General features: G+C 74.8%; 11 protein-coding genes. 7 read left to right on the top strand and 4 right to left on the bottom strand.

Annotated features, from left to right (window positions below):
* Positions 1-182 precede the first annotated feature (182 nt).
* Positions 183-3,134, top strand: a complete 2,952-nt coding sequence (locus tag MID12_RS18965) for an AfsR/SARP family transcriptional regulator (protein ID WP_263169037.1) — start codon at positions 183-185, stop codon at positions 3,132-3,134.
* Positions 3,135-3,525: 391 nt separating this feature from the next.
* Positions 3,526-3,696 (top strand): hypothetical protein, encoded by a 171-nt coding sequence (locus tag MID12_RS18960; RefSeq protein ID WP_159393017.1) that lies wholly within the window; start codon positions 3,526-3,528, stop codon positions 3,694-3,696.
* A 132-nt stretch (positions 3,697-3,828) separates the two neighbouring features.
* On the opposite strand, the gene MID12_RS18955 is transcribed toward MID12_RS18960, so the two are convergent.
* A complete protein-coding gene (locus MID12_RS18955) occupies positions 3,829-4,374 on the bottom strand; it encodes a hypothetical protein (protein WP_263169034.1) in 546 nt (181 codons plus the stop codon).
* 277 nt (positions 4,375-4,651) lie between these two features.
* Here MID12_RS18955 and MID12_RS18950 point away from each other — a divergent pair, with 277 nt between their 5' ends.
* Positions 4,652-5,449: a hypothetical protein gene (locus tag MID12_RS18950; protein ID WP_263169033.1), complete on the top strand. Its 798-nt coding sequence runs from the start codon at positions 4,652-4,654 to the stop codon at positions 5,447-5,449.
* A gap of 108 nt (positions 5,450-5,557) precedes the next feature.
* Here the strand turns inward: MID12_RS18950 and MID12_RS18945 are convergent, their stop codons facing one another.
* Positions 5,558-7,954 carry a PQQ-binding-like beta-propeller repeat protein gene (locus tag MID12_RS18945; RefSeq protein ID WP_040252348.1) on the bottom strand — a complete coding sequence of 799 codons (2,397 nt, stop codon included), beginning with the start codon at positions 7,952-7,954 and terminating at the stop codon, positions 5,558-5,560.
* 418 nt (positions 7,955-8,372) lie between these two features.
* Positions 8,373-9,155 carry a VOC family protein gene (locus MID12_RS18940; RefSeq protein WP_263169029.1) on the bottom strand — a complete coding sequence of 261 codons (783 nt, stop codon included), beginning with the start codon at positions 9,153-9,155 and terminating at the stop codon, positions 8,373-8,375.
* Positions 9,156-9,387: 232 nt separating this feature from the next.
* Here MID12_RS18940 and MID12_RS18935 point away from each other — a divergent pair, with 232 nt between their 5' ends.
* Positions 9,388-10,035: a TetR family transcriptional regulator gene (locus MID12_RS18935; RefSeq protein WP_078845087.1), complete on the top strand. Its 648-nt coding sequence runs from the start codon at positions 9,388-9,390 to the stop codon at positions 10,033-10,035.
* Between the two features lie 175 nt (positions 10,036-10,210).
* Complete coding sequence (locus MID12_RS18930) at positions 10,211-11,008, top strand: pyridoxal 5'-phosphate synthase (protein WP_263169025.1); 798 nt, start codon at positions 10,211-10,213, stop codon at positions 11,006-11,008.
* A gap of 24 nt (positions 11,009-11,032) precedes the next feature.
* Here the strand turns inward: MID12_RS18930 and MID12_RS18925 are convergent, their stop codons facing one another.
* Positions 11,033-11,734: a GNAT family N-acetyltransferase gene (locus MID12_RS18925; RefSeq protein ID WP_263169023.1), complete on the bottom strand. Its 702-nt coding sequence runs from the start codon at positions 11,732-11,734 to the stop codon at positions 11,033-11,035.
* A 192-nt stretch (positions 11,735-11,926) separates the two neighbouring features.
* On the opposite strand from MID12_RS18925, the gene MID12_RS18920 reads away from it, so the two are divergent.
* Complete coding sequence (locus tag MID12_RS18920; protein WP_040252341.1) at positions 11,927-13,099, top strand: flavin-containing monooxygenase; 1,173 nt, start codon at positions 11,927-11,929, stop codon at positions 13,097-13,099.
* A gap of 162 nt (positions 13,100-13,261) precedes the next feature.
* Positions 13,262-14,881, top strand: a complete 1,620-nt coding sequence (locus MID12_RS18915; RefSeq protein ID WP_263169018.1) for an ABC-F family ATP-binding cassette domain-containing protein — start codon at positions 13,262-13,264, stop codon at positions 14,879-14,881.
* Positions 14,882-14,887: the final 6 nt, after the last annotated feature.

The raw sequence follows: 14,887 nt of genomic DNA, 5'->3' as shown, positions 1-14,887 counted from the left end.
CACAGGTACGGCAGCAGAAGCGCGCACGGCAGCAAGCACAGGCACACGGGCACACACACAGACAACAGACAGACACAGACAGACACACCGGAACCACACGGCAGAAGGTGACGGCGCGGAGCCCCCGGGCAGCCGCAGAGTCACCGGCACGGCAGACGTCACGGGTAGGGCAGGGGGAAGCAATGGACCGCGAGCGCGTACCTCGGCAGCGGCACCCGGCCACGGGCCCCGGGCCGGCGGCCCCGGCGCTGCGGTTCAGCGTGCTCGGACCGGTCCGCGCCTGGCGCGGCGAGGAGCCCCTGCCGACCGGCTCGCCCCAGCAGCGCGCCCTGCTCGCCGCCCTTCTGCTGCGCGAGGGCCGCACCGCCACCGCCTCCGAACTCATCGACGCCCTCTGGGGCGAGGAGCCGCCGTCCCAGGCGCTGGCCGCGCTGCGCACGTACGCCTCCCGGCTGCGCAAGGTCCTCGGCGCGGAGGTCCTGGTCAGCGAGGCCGGGGGCTACGCCGTCCGCGTCTCCTCGGACCGGCTCGACCTGTCGGTCGCCGAGGGCCTGCGTACCGAGGCCGAGAAGGCGCGTACCGCCGGTGACCTCTCGCACGCCCGGGCCCTCATCAACCGGGCCCTCGGCACCTGGGACGGCGAACCGCTGGCCAATCTGCCGGGCCCCTTCGCCGAGACCCAGCGCACCCGCCTGGAGGAGTGGCGCCTCCAACTCCTCGAATCCCGGCTCGACATGGACCTGGACGAGGGCGCGCACGCCGAGACCGTGGCCGAGCTGACCGCGCTCACCGCGGCCCACCCGCTGCGCGAGCGCCTGCGCGAGCTGCTGATGCTCGCCCTCTACCGCAGCGGACGCCAGGCCGAGGCCCTCGCCGTCTACGCGGACACCCGGCGCCTGCTCGCCGAGGAGCTGGGCGTCGACCCCCGCCCCGGCCTGAAGGAGCTCCAGCAGCGCATCCTGCAGGCCGACCCGGGGCTCGCCCAGTCCGGGACCCGCACCGCCACGCCCCCGCCCGCCGCCGTCCGCCCCGCCCAACTCCCCGCCACCGTGCCGGACTTCACCGGCCGCGAGCACCTGGTCGCGGAGCTGGGCGAGGTGCTCTCGGCCGCCGACGGCAAGGTGATGGCGGTCTCCGCGCTGGCCGGTATCGGCGGCGTCGGCAAGACCACCCTCGCCGTGCACGTCGCGCACGCCGCCCGCGCCTCCTTCCCGGACGGGCAGTTGTACGTCGATCTGCAGGGCGCCGGTTCCCGCCCCGCCGACCCGGAGACCGTGCTCGGCTCCTTCCTGCGCGCGCTCGGCACCCCGGAGTCCGCCGTCCCCGACTCGCTGGAGGAGCGCGCCGCCCTCTACCGCTCCAGCCTGGACACCCGCCGCGTCCTCGTGCTGCTCGACAACGCCAAGGACGCCGCCCAGGTACGCCCGCTGCTGCCCGGCGCCGAGGGCTGCGCCGCCCTGATCACCGGCCGGGTGCGGATGGTCGACCTGGCCGGGGCGCACCTCGTCGACCTGGACGTGATGTCCCCCGAGGAGGCCCTGCAGCTGTTCACCCGGATCGTCGGCGCCGAGCGCGTGGCCTCCGAGCGGGAGGCGGCCCTCGACGTCGTCTCGGCCTGCGGCTTCCTCCCGCTGGCCATCCGGATCGCCGCCTCCCGGCTCGCCGCCCGCCGCACCTGGACGGTCTCCGTCCTCGCCGCCAAGCTCGGCGACGAACGCCGCCGGCTCGACGAGCTCCAGGCCGGCGACCTCGCCGTCAAGGCCACCTTCGAACTCGGCTACGGCCAGCTGGAACCCGCCCAGGCCCGCGCCTTCCGCCTGCTCGGCCTCGCGGACGGCGCGGACATGTCCCTCGCCGCCGCGGCCGCCCTGCTCGACCTGCCGGTCGAGGACGCCGAGGACCTGCTCGAAGCCCTCGTCGACACCTCGCTCCTGGAATCCGCCGCCCCCGGCCGCTACCGCTTCCACGACCTGGTCCGGCTCTACGCGCGTGCCTGCGCCGAACGCGACGAGCACCCCCCGGGCGAACGCGCGGCGGCCACCTCGCGGCTGCTCGACTTCTATCTGGCCTCCGCCCGCCGGGTCTACGAGATCGACCGCCCCGGCGACCGCCTGGTGGACAGCCTGGAGCCGAGCCGCCACCCCGGCCTCGCCTTCACCGAGCGCCCGGCCGCCCAGGACTGGCTGTACGCCGAGGCCATCCCGCTGCTCGCCTGCGTACGCCAGTCCACCGGATCCGGCACCCTGCGGCGCGCCATCGACCTGATGTGGGCCGCCGTCGACCTCGCGGAGTCCGGCGCCAACGCCCGGGAGTACGAGGCCGCGGCCACCTCCCTCGTCGAGGCCGCCCGCGCCTGCGCGGACAGCCGCTCGGAGGGCCGCGCCTCCATCGTGCTCGGCAACGCCCACCTCCTGATGGGCCGCTTCGACCAGGCCGACGAGGAGGGCCTGCGCGCGCTGCGCCTCTCCGAGGCGGCCGGGGACGGCCTCACCGAGTGCTGGGCCGCCAACATGGTCGGCGCCATAGCCTTCTACCAGAACCGCTTCGAGGTCGCGGAAGGGTACTTCCAGCGCGCCTACGAGGGCTTCCACGCCCGCGGCGACGGCCCCGGCGCCGCCAGCGCCCTGTGCAACGTCTCCCGTACGCATCTGGGCACCGGCCGGGCGGCGAGCGCGGTACGCCTCGCCCAGCAGGGCACCGACATGTACGACTCGATGGGCCACTCCCTCAAGGGCGCCAACGGCCGCTACGCGCTCGGCATGGCCCTCAGCGCCAGCGGCCGCCACCGCGAGGCCGCCGAGCGCTTCACCGAGGCCCTCGACGTCTTCCGCAGCAGCAGGCAGCGCCTGTGGGAGGGCATGACCCTGCTCAGGCTCGCCGAACTCGACCTGGCCGTACGGAAACCGGCCCAGGCGGCGACCCACGCCGACGCCGCCCTGACCGTGCTGCGCGGCATCGGCGGCGAGTGGCGCCGCGGCAACGTCCTGACCGTGCTCGGCCGCGCCCTCAACCAGATCGGCCAGTCCGGCCGCGCCCAGGTCTGCTGGCGCGAGGCCCTCGCCATCTACGAGGAACTCGGCTCGGACGAGGCGGAGGAGGTCCGCGGGCTGCTCGCGCCCGTGGCGGTGGCGTAGCCCGTGTTACGAAACACGCGCGCGAGCCGGAGCCGCCTCCCCCGCCCCCCGTCGGCCCCCGGACCCGCTCCGGCCTGGGATGCGGGCGGCGCGCCCGGGGGTGCGGCCCAACTCGACTGGCCCCGGGCCGGGTTGCTTGCACTGTCGGCCCGTTACATTCGGCGGGGCGGTTGCTGCGAGATGCGGTCAGGACGTTAATCGTTCGTTTATCGCCAACCGGCAGTCTTGTTCCCGTCGATCCGCCGCACCGGTGGATCGACGGACCGCCGGTTAGGTTGCCGTATCCGCTCATCAGGGTGGGCGACCGTGGTGGCCTCATCCGGACGTCCTCGGGGGAATGTCCGGCGGGGCCGCACCTCACCCCATTCAGCCAGTCACAGAGGTGAATTCAGTGGCCACTTCCCACGACAACGACGACACGACCGTGCACCCGGACAACATCCACGTCACGGACGCCCCGGAGAAGACCGAGGCCAAGGACAAGCCCCGCGCCAAGAAGGGCAAGGGCGAGGGCGACGTCAGCACGGACAACATCCACGTGACCACCGAGCCCGCTCACTGAGGTCACGTCACCGCACCATCGCACCGCACCGGGCCGCGACAGCAGGAGGGGGGCTGTCGCGGCCCCGCTGTGTGCGGGGCCCTGCCCCGCCGCCACCGGCTCGGGCGCGCGTTCCCCTCGGCTCCCGTCCCCTCAACTACCGTCCCGCGCACCGACATACGCGACCTGGCAGCTCCGGATCCGGGCGAGCTCGCCGCCGTCCTCGGGCGCGATCTCGACGCTCTGCTCGCCGCCGGCCGGCACGTGCACGCTGCCCTCGCCCCGGGTCAGCACGGCACCGGAGGCGTCCCGGAAGGTGAGGCGGACGCGGTAGGCGACCGCGAAGCCCCTGGTGTGCCGGACCACCACCTCCGCGCGCCCGTTGCCGCCCGGCGCCCCCTTGTCCCCGGCGCACCGGACCACGGTGGCGACGGCCGTCCCGCTGGGGCTGCCGCTCTCCCTCGGGTAGGGGTCCTCGTAGCCGCCGCTCCCGCCGCCGTAGTCGTCATCGTCATCGTCGTCGTCATCGTCGTGGTCCCGGTACGAGGAACCGCCGCCGTGGTTCTGGTGGGAGCTGCTGCAGCCCCCGCCGCCGGAACCGTGGCCGCCATGACCGCCGTGGCCGCCCCGCGCGGAGAATCCCGTGAGCAACAGGACCACGACGGCGAGTACGGCGGTGAGGCGCAGCTGAGCGCGCATGCGTTCATCCCCTGGAGAGTGGGTGGGAGCGCGTCACCCTAACAACGGTCAACTCCCCTGCCTCCAGGGGTGGTTCCGGACCGTTACCGCTTCGGCGCAGGCCTGTGGCGGACCGCACGGGGCGCGGACGGGACGGGGGGTACGGAGCCTCGCGCCCGGACGCTCCCGGCGCCCCGGAGCGGTGCCGCCGTCCCCGCCGCCGTCCCCGCTCGCCCGCATGCGGGGCCCGGTCACCGGGCGTAGCGTCGGAGGCGAGAGCCCTCGAAGGAGGAATGCGATGCCTCGCAACATCCTCGGGTCGTTTCTTGCTCTCCTCGGAGCGACGGCCGCCGTCTGGAGCCCCTTCCGTGCCTGGTACGACGGCCGTCCCGGACGGGATTTCCGCCTCGAAGACCTCTTCACGAGTACGGGTGTCTCCGGGGCGGAAGCCGTACTGCTCGGCTCGCTCTTCCTGCCGTTCGCCGTCGCGGCGGTGGTCGCCCTGCTCGGGGTGGTCCTGCGCTCACGGCTCCTGGTCGCCCTGGCCGGGGTGCTCGTGCTCGGCTTCACCGCGCTGTGGATGGTCCGCCAGGCCCAGGACCAGGGCAGCCTGACCGTCGCCGGTGACGGAACCGGCCTCGACCACGGCGCCGGTATGGCCCTCGGCGGCAGCGTCCTCCTCTTCCTGGGAGCGGCGCTGATGCGCGGCCGCCGGGCGTCCCGCGCACCCCGGTACGCCCCGGCTGCCGAGCCCCGGTACGCCCCCGCGCCCGGACCCGGGTACGCCCAACCCGCCACCGGCGCCGAGCAGTTCGCCCCGTACGACCGGACCCCGCCGCAGGAGTGGGGAAGCCCCTACGCACCGGCCGGGCCCGACGACACCTACCCCGGCGCCCCCGACCACCCCACGGCGACCTACCCGGCGGCCCAGCAGCCCGCCTACGAGGAGCCCGCGCCGACCGAGCCGGGGCCCTACCCGCCGGGGACCGAGGGCACCGGCCCGCCCACCCGGATCACCTGGGGTTCCTCCGCGGAGCACCCGCCCCAGGGCGCCGGACACCGGCATCGGCACCGGCGTTCCCACCAGCACCACTGACGAGGGCACCCGGCCGGGAGCTGACGGCCGCCGACGGCGCACCGCGCTGACGGCGGCCGCCGCGCCCTCCCCGGGTCGCCGCCGCGCCAACCCCGGGCCGCCGACGGGCTACCCCCGGGTCCCCGTCCCCTTCTCCGCGTCCAGCGCGTACACGCACCGGTCCTTGCTGCAGGCGTAGACGACTCCGGCCTCCACGACCGGTGCCCCGGTGATCTCGCCGCCGGTGGCCAGCTTCCAGCGCAGGCGGCCGTCGTCGGCCTTCAGGGTGTAGAGCAGGTGGTCCGTGGAGCCGAAGTGGATCCGGCCCTCCGCGACCACGGGCGTGCCGACCACCTCGCCGCCCGCCTGGAAGCGCCACTTGGGGGTGCCGGTGACCGCGTCCAGGGTGTAGAGGCCCTTGCCGCTGCCCACGTGGACATGGCCGCCCGCGACCAGCACCGGCTCCACCGAGGAGCGGGACTCGGTGGCGATGCGCCAGCGGTCGCGGCCGTCGGTGGCGTCCAGGGCGTAGACCGTGCCGAGGTAGTCGGCGAGGTAGACGCCGCCGCCGGTGACCGCGGGCCCGGGGGCGAAGGCGGGCGGGCTGAGGAAGACCGCGGGTGCCTCGAAGTGCCAGCGGACGTGGCCCTGGGCGATGTCGAGGGCGAGGGCCCGGGTACCGGCGGCGACGTAGACATAGCCGTCCGGGGCGTGGTTCAGGCGGACCGGGACGCCGCCGCAGGAGGCGGCGTCGCCGATGGGGTACGACCAGCGCTCGTCACCGGTGCGGGCGTCCAGGGCGCGCAGCCGGGCGTCCTGCCAGACGTAGACCGTGCCGTCGTGGACGGCGGGACCGGCCTCGGGGGTCTCGAAGTCGGTCTGCGCCCCGGTGATCTCCCAGAGCTTCTGGCCGTTGGAGGCCTCCCAGGCCTGGATTCCGCCGCCCCGGGTGCCGGTGACCACGGTGCCGCGGTCCGCCTGGAGGGAGTAGACCCAGGCGTCCGTGGTCAGCCGCCAGAGCTCGGAGCCCTCGCGGGCGTCCAGGGCGTAGAGGGTGGGACCGTCCGAGGCGTGGATCCGGCCGCCCGCGACCGCCATGGACCAGGCGACGTCGCGGGTCTTGAAGCGGCGGCGGCCGGTGCCGACGTCGAGGGCGTGCACCTCGAAGGAGGTGACGTAGACGAGGTCGCCGGCGACGGCGGGGGTGCCCCAGACGTCGTTGGACATCCGGAAGCGCCAGGGCCGCCAGGCGCCGCCCGCGTCCACGGCGGGGGCGGGGCTGGGCACCGCGGGCTCGGCGCCCTGGGCCTGGCCCGCCTGGCCGCGCGACCAGGAACCGGCGAGACCCGCCTCGACGGGCGGCGCCCCGACGGCGGCGGCCCGGGCCTCGGCCGCCCGCGGCCCGGGGCCGATGGGCACCCGGGCGCCCGCGAGGTGCACGGGGGCGGCGTCCGGGGAGTGCCCGGGAGCGTGGACGGGTGCCGGGGCGTAGGCGGGCGCCTGCGCGTGCACGGACTCGTGGGCGCGCGCGGGCACCGGCGGGGCGTGCGAGGGCGGCGGAGGCGGGGGCGCCGTGACCGGGCTCGCCTTGCCGCCGTGGCCGTGCGCCGCCGCGGGCTTGACCGCGGGGCGGCCCCCGCGGCGGGACTCGATGAGGGCCACCGCCTGCTCCGGCAGCCAGGCGGAGGCGGTGCCGCTGTCGTCGGAACCGGAGGCGAAGAGGTGCGGGGCCAGCTGGGCCTGGAGGTCGGCCGGGCTCGGGCGGTCGGCGGCCTCCATGCCCATGCAGGCGTCCATCAGCGGCCGCAGTTCGTCCGGCAGGCCCTTCAAGTCCGGGCCCTCGCGCAGCAGCATGAACACGGTCTCGACCGGGTTGGCCCCGTGGTAGGGGGCGTGCCCGGTGGCCGCGAAGACCAGGGTGGAGCCGAGCGAGAACACATCGCTGGCCCCGGTCACGCTGCGGGAGTCCTTGGCCTGCTCCGGCGACATGTAGGCGGGGGTGCCGACGGCGACGTTCGTCATGGTCAGGCGCGTGTTCGAGACACCCGAGGCGATGCCGAAGTCGATCACGCGGGGGCCGTCCTCGACGACGAGGACGTTCGAGGGTTTCAGGTCCCGGTGGACCAGACCGGCGCCGTGGATCGACTGGAGCGCCTCGGCGATACCGGCGGCCAGCCACCGTACGGCCTGGGCCGGGAGCGGCCCGCACTCGTTCACTATTTCCTCTAGCGAGGGCGCGGGTACGTAGGCGGTGGCGAGCCAGGGGACGGCGGCGCGGGGGTCGGCGTCGACGACGGCGGCGGTGTAGAAGCCGGAGACGGCGCGGGCGGCCTCGACCTCGCGGGTGAAGCGGACCCGGAAGAGCTGGTCCTCGGCGAGCTCGGTCCTGACCGTCTTGATCGCCACCCGGCGGCCGGAAGCCGAGCGCGCGAGATAGACCAGCCCCATGCCGCCGGCTCCGAGCCGCCCAAGGACCTCGAACGGACCGATCCGTCTCGGATCCTGCTGCGTCAGCTGATCGACCACTTGCCTGCCACCTCCCCGTTCGGGTCGCTTCCTCTAGTTGCAACCCGTGCAGCGTCTCACCACCGAAGCCCGCGGCGGAACGCACCCCGATTCTTCCTGTCCGGCCCCCGTCTTGCGAACCCGGGTCAGGACCGGGGTGTCTCGGGACAAAATACGCGCCGCCGCCCGCGAAATTCCGCGTTTTTGCAGGTACGGGGTCTTTCAGACGCGCCAGCCGCACCCCCCTCCCGCCACCGGGGCCGCGGCACCTCGTCCCAGATTGCCCCCGGAATCCCGCCACGGACGTGCAGATCCGATGGAGAAGCGGCGACGGAATGCCGGGGTCCGGGCCGGAATAACGGAGTCCGGACCCTCTTCCGGCGGATTGCCCCCGTTGCTCCGCCCCGGATCCGGGCCCCCGCCGCCGCCGTCCGGCCCCTCACAACTCCTGCAGGACCGCGAACTCCGCCCCCTGGTCGTCGGCGAACACCGCCATCCGCCCGTACGGCGGGACATCGACCGGCGCGGAGCGGATCCGCCCGCCGAGGCGGACCACCGAGGCGGCGGTCGCGTCGCAGTCCTCGACGCGGAAGTAGACGAGGAAGTGGGCGGGCATCTCGGCGGGCACCGTGTCGCCCACCAAGGCCCGGCCCGCGACAGCGGTCTCGGGGCCCGGCTCCCGCCCCGCCGGTGACCACATACGGAAGTCGGAGCCGTCGCCCTCGGGGACATCGGCGGCTACGTAGCCGAAGACCTCCTCGTAGAAGGGGTCCACCGCGGCGGCCTCGCGGGAGCAGACCTCGGCCCAGCAGTAGGAGCCGGGCTCCTGGTGCAGGGCGAAGCCGGGGTAGGCGGCGGCCTGCCACAGCCCGAAGACGGCGCCCTCCGGGTCGGCGGCGAGCGCCATGGTGCCGAAGCTCCCGACCGGCAGCGGCTCCCGTACGACGCGGCCGCCCGCGCGCAGCACCCGCGCGGTGAGCGCGCCCGCGTCCGGGGTGGCGAGGTAGACCGTCCACACCGTGGGCATCCGGCCGTCCCGCTTGGGGGCGAGCGCGGCGACGTTCTTGCCGTCCCGGTACGCCTGGGTGCGGTAGCCGTACTCCTTGCCGGTGGCCTCGCCGAAGGACCAGCCGAAGACCTCGCCGTAGAAGCGCCTGCCCGCCGCCACGTCCGGGAGCATCGCGTCGACCCAGCAGGGGACGCCTTCGGCGAATGCGGCCATGGGGAGGGTCCTTCCCGTACGCATGAGCACGGCGAATGTTCCGATATGGGCGAGAGCGCCCGTTACGCGGGGCCCGTCAGGCACAAGCTAACGCGGGCCCGCGGGCGGGGCGAGCGCGCGGGAGGCACTTGTCCACAGCCTGTTGACGGACGCGGAGCCGCCGCCCGGGGGCCCCAACCCCATTTGCAGTCGGCCGAATCGCGCGCCGAACACCCCTCGGTAAGCTGACGGCATGACAGGACAGGTGAGAACCGTCGACGGCCGCGTTGCCGGACGGCGTGGTCAGGCGACGCGTCAGAAGCTGCTCGACTGCCTCAGCGAGATGCTCAGCTCCTCGCCCTACCGGGACGTCAAGGTCATCGACGTGGCGCGCAAGGCGGGCACCTCCCCGGCGACGTTCTACCAGTATTTCCCGGATGTCGAGGGCGCGGTCCTGGAGCTCGCCGAGGGCATGGCCGCGGAGGGCTCGGGTCTCACCTCGCTCGTCGAGGGGCGGTCCTGGACCGGCAAGAGCGGCTGGCAGAGCGCGCAGGAACTCGTCGACGGATTCCTCGACTTCTGGCGGCGCAACGAGGCGATCCTGCGGGTGGTCGACCTCGGCGCCGCGGAGGGGGACAAACGGTTCTACAAGATCCGTATGAAGGTCCTGAACTCCGTGACCCGTTCGCTCACCGAGGCCGTCACCGAGCTCCAGTCCAAGGGCAAGGTCGACAAGGACGTCAGCCCCGCCGCGGTGGCCGGTTCGCTGGTCGCGATGCTCGCCGCGGTGGCCTCGCACCAGAAGGGCTTCCAGACCTGGGGCGTCAAGCAGGCCGAGCTGAAGCCGAACCTGGCGCTCCTCGTCCACCTCGGCGTGACCGGCCGCAAGCCGACGAAGTAGCCGCCACCGCGGACCGCCGGGCCCCCCGCCCCGAGGCCCCGCACCACCGGGACCGGACACCCTTCCTGTCAGCAGTCCGCGTCCGCGGACCCCGTCCGCGGACCCCGTCCGCCGCGCCGCCGCGCCCCACCGCCCCGGTCACCCCGCAGCGCCCCCGCCGCGCGACAATCAGCCCATGACCGAGCCGTCGGAACCCCCCTCGCCCGCCGCCACCAGCCAGGCGGACTTCGACCGCCTGCTCCGCTCCCTGCCCGTCTGGCACCCGGCCCGTACGACGCTGCCCGCCTTCGACACCGAGGGCGCCCCCGGCAGCCCCCTCCCCCTCTTCCGCACCTGGTTCGCCGAGGCCGCCGAGGCCGGTCAGGCGGAGCCGCAGACGGTGTCCCTCGCCACCACGGACGCCGAGGGCCGCGCGGACGTACGGACCGTGATGCTGCACGGGGCCGACGACCGCGGCTGGTGGTTCGCCTCGCACGAGGGCAGCCGCAAGGGGCGGCAGCTGCACGCCAGGCCGTTCGCGGCGCTGGGCTTCTACTGGCCGGTCCTGGGCCGCCAGGTACGGGTCCGCGGCACCGTCACCCCGCTGCCCGGAGCCGCCGCCCAGGCCGATCTGCACGCGCGCTCCACCGGGGCGCTCGCCTCCGCCCTCGTGGGCCGGCAGAGCGAAGTCCTCGGCTCCTACGGGGAGTTGGTCCGCGCTTCGGAGGCCGCCTGGAACCGGGCGAGCCGGGAGCCGCGGGCCGAGGCGCCGAGCTGGACCCTGTATCTGCTCCGCCCCGAGGAGGCCGAGTTCTTCCAGGGCGACAGCCACCGGCGGCATGTACGGCTCCGCTACCGGCTGGCCGGGCCCACCGCGGCGGACGGCCCGGAAGCCCCGGACGCGCCGGACGGCCCGGAGCGTGAGGAGCGGACCGCCCCGTCCTCACAGGCCGCGGGACCGGCCCCCTGGGTACGGGAACTCCTCTGGCCCTGAAGCGCAGTTGCTGCCGCCCGACCCTTAACTGCCCGCGCTGTCACCGCCGTTGACACCGTTGACACCGTTGACGCCGTCCCGCTCCGCCGCGTGGTCGGAGGCGAGCCGGGCGTGCAGATGCACATCGCGGAAGGCGTCATGGCGTCCGGCGGCGAACATCGCTCCGCGCAGCACGCCCTCGGCCGGGTAGCCGCACTGCTCGGCGATCCGGCAGGACGCCAAGTGGCCCATGGCGTGGCCGAGTTCGACGCGGTGCAGGCCGAGCCGGGTGAAGGCCCAGTCCCCCGCCAGGCGCAGCGCGCGAGCGGCGACCCGGTGGCCGCGCGCCTCGGGGAGCACCCAGTACCCGACCCGGGCGGAGCGGCTGACGGGGTCCACCGGCTGGAAGGCGAGGTGGCCGAGGACGGTGCCGTCGGCGGCGTCGGTGACGCAGAAGGAGACCGCCGAACCGGCCCGCCCCTCCTCTGCCCTTCTGCGCAGGCTCTCCCGGGCGCCGATGCGGTCGGTGATCGGCTTCAGCGGGGTGTTCCAGCGCAGGAACTCCTCGTCCAGGACCCCCCGCAGCCAGGCGTCCACATCCTCCTCCGCCTCCGGCTGCCAGGGCCTCAACCGCAGCCCCTCGCCGGTGAGTTCGGCCTCGGGCAGCGGGGCGGCGGGCGAGTCGGGCCGCGGGGCGGCGGCACCGGGGGCGGCGATCGGCCGGGGCGGCGGTACGGGGTCGGGCATCCGCCCATTGAAGTACGCGTACCGGTACCCCGCCCACCCCCGCGACCGCCCCGGCGGCACCCCGCCCGAGGGGGCCGCGCCCAACCTCCCACCCCCGCCCGGGTGTTGACTGCGCCACCTCGTGACCCATTCGCAACTTATTTCCTCCTTGACCGAGACCCATCAACTCAAGAGGTGATTACGCTCGCGTACATGCCCCACGCGACTCCCCCCGCCCCAGCCCCCCGACGCACCGCCGACCGGCCGGTCTACGTCATCGGCGCAGGTCCCGGCGGGCTCGCCGCGGCGCGGTCGCTGCGCGCCGCCGGGATACGCGCCGTGGTCCTGGAGCGGAGCACGGACATCGCCGCCTCCTGGCGGCGGCACTACGAGCGGTTGCGGCTGCACAGCCCGCGGCGGCTCGCCGCGCTGCCCGGGCTCAGGATGCCGCGCCGGTCGGGGCGCCGGGTCTCGCCCGGGGACATGGTCCGCTACCTGGAGAAGTACGCGGACCACCACGACCTGGAGATCGTCACCGGCGTCGAGGTCGACCGCGTCGACCGCGCCCCGGAGGACTCCGGCTGGCTGCTGCACGCCACCGGCGGCCGGGTACTGGCGGCCAGCGCCGTGGTGGTGGCGACCGGCCGCCACCGCACGCCGCGGCTGCCCGGCTGGGAGGGCCAGGAGGACTTCCACGGCGAGCTGCTGCACTCCAGCGGGTACCGCGAGGCCGCCCCGTACCGCGACCGGGAGGTCCTGGTGGTCGGCGCGGGCAGCAGCGGCGCCGGGATCGCGGTGGACCTCGCCGCGGCCGGGGCGGACAAGGTCCGGCTCGCGGTGCGCACCCCGCCGCATCTGCTGCGGCGTTCGCTGCTCGGCGTCCCCGTCCAGCGCGCGGGCGTGCTCTGCCGCCGGCTGCCGGTGCCGCTGGTCGACCGGCTGGCGGCGGTGCTCGTGCGGCTGAGCGTGCCGAACCTCGCCGAGTACGGCCTCGGGCGCCCGGAGCGGGGGCTCGCCACCCGGGCCCGGCAGGGCGCGGCGCCCGTACTGGACCCGGGGCTGATCCGCGCCGTACGCAAGCGGAGGGTGGAGCCGGTCGCCGCGGTGGAGTCCTTCGACGGCGGCAAGGTGCTCCTGGCCGACGGGACGCTGCTCGCGCCGGAGGTGCTGATCGCGGCGACCGGCTACCGGCCCGGACTGGAGGAGCTGCTCGGCCATCTCGACGTCCTGGACGCGCACGGACTGCCCACGGCACGCCCCGGACGCAGCCCCGCGAACGCGCCCGGCCTCTTCTTCACCGGCTACACCGCGCCGCTCGGCGGAACCCTGCGCGAGATCGGCCGCGAAACCCGGAAGATCGCCAAGGCCATCCGCCGCCACCTCTGAGGCCGGCCATCGCCCCTTCAGGGGGCCCTTGTAGAGGACCGCTTCAGAGGACCGCCCGGTCGCGGCACGGGGCGGCCTCGCCACCGCCTGGCGCCCCGCGGCCCCGGGCGCGCACCGGAACTCATTTGCCGCCCCCGCCGCCCGCCGCCCACAATGCGCCGCATGGGACATCTTGAGGCCGCGCACGTCGAGTACCACCTCCCGGACGGGCGGACCCTGCTCGGGGACGTGTCCTTCCGGGTCCCGGAGGGCAGCGCGCTGGCCCTGGTCGGGCCGAACGGCGCGGGCAAGACCACCCTGCTCCGCCTCCTCGCGGGCGAGCTGCGCCCGCACGGCGGCTCGGTGAGCGTCACCGGCGGACTCGGGGTGATGCCGCAGTTCGTGGGCAGCGTCCGGGACGAGCGGACGGTACGGGACCTGCTGGTCTCGGTGGCCCCGCCGCGGATCAGGACCGCCGCGCGGGCGGTGGACGCCGCCGAGGAGGCCGTGATGACGGTCGACGACGAGGCCGCGCAGATGCGGTACGCGCAGGCCCTCTCGGACTGGGCCGAGGTGCAGGGCTACGAGTCCGAGACGCTCTGGGACATGTGCACCATGGCGGCCCTCGGCGTCCCGTACGAGAAGGCGCAGTGGCGCCAGGTGCGCACCCTCTCCGGCGGCGAGCAGAAGCGCCTCGTACTGGAGTCGCTGCTGCGCGGGCCGGACGAGGTGCTGCTCCTGGACGAGCCGGACAACTACCTCGACGTGCCCGGGAAGCGGTGGCTGGAGGAGCAGTTGCGGGCCACCCGCAAGACGGTGCTCTTCGTCTCCCACGACCGGGAGCTGCTCGCCCGGGCCGCCGAGAAGATCGTGAGCGTGGAGCCCGGGCCCGCGGGGGCGGACGTCTGGGTGCACGGCGGCGGCTTCGGCACCTACCACGAGGCGCGCAAGGAGCGGTTCGCGCGCTTCGAGGAGCTGCGGCGGCGGTGGGACGAGAAGCACGCGCAGCTGAAGAAGCTGGTGCTCAGCCTCAGGGAGGCGGCCTCGGTCAGCCATGAGCTGGCCTCCCGGTACTCCGCCGCCCAGACCAGGCTGCGCAAGTTCGAGGAGGCGGGCCCGCCGCCGGAGCCGCCGCGGGAGCAGGACATCCGGATGCGGCTGCGCGGCGGCCGTACCGGGGTGCGCGCGCTGACCTGCGCCGGACTCGAACTCACCGGTCTGATGCGCCCGTTCGACCTGGAGGTCTTCTACGGCGAGCGGGTGGCGGTGCTCGGCTCCAACGGCTCGGGCAAATCGCACTTCCTGCGGCTGCTCGCGGGCGAGGAGGTCGCGCACACCGGCGACTGGAAGCTCGGCGCCCGGGTGGTCCCCGGCCACTTCGCCCAGACCCACGCCCACCCCGAACTCCTCGGCCGGACCCTGCTCGACATCCTCTGGCTGGACCACGCCCGCGACCGCGGCGCCGCGATGTCCCTGCTGCGCCGCTACGAACTGACCGCGCAGGCCGAGCAGTCCTTCGACCGCCTCTCCGGCGGCCAGCAGGCCCGCTTCCAGATCCTGCTGCTCGAACTCGCCGGTACCACCGCCCTGTTGCTGGACGAGCCGACCGACAACCTGGACCTGGAGAGCGCCGAGGCCCTCCAGGACGCGCTGGAGGCCTACGAGGGCACCGTGCTCGCGGTGACCCACGACCGGTGGTTCGCCCGCTCCTTCGACCGGTACCTGGTCTTCGGCTCGGACGGCCGCCTGCGGGAGGCCCCCGAACCGGTCTGGGACGAGGGCCGGGTGGCGCGGGCGCGGTGAGCTCCC

Source organism: Streptomyces sp. SCSIO ZS0520, assembly GCF_025643355.1.
GTDB classification, from domain to species: Bacteria; Actinomycetota; Actinomycetes; order Streptomycetales; family Streptomycetaceae; genus Streptomyces; species Streptomyces physcomitrii.
This window is presented reverse-complemented; position numbering and strand designations above follow the sequence as displayed.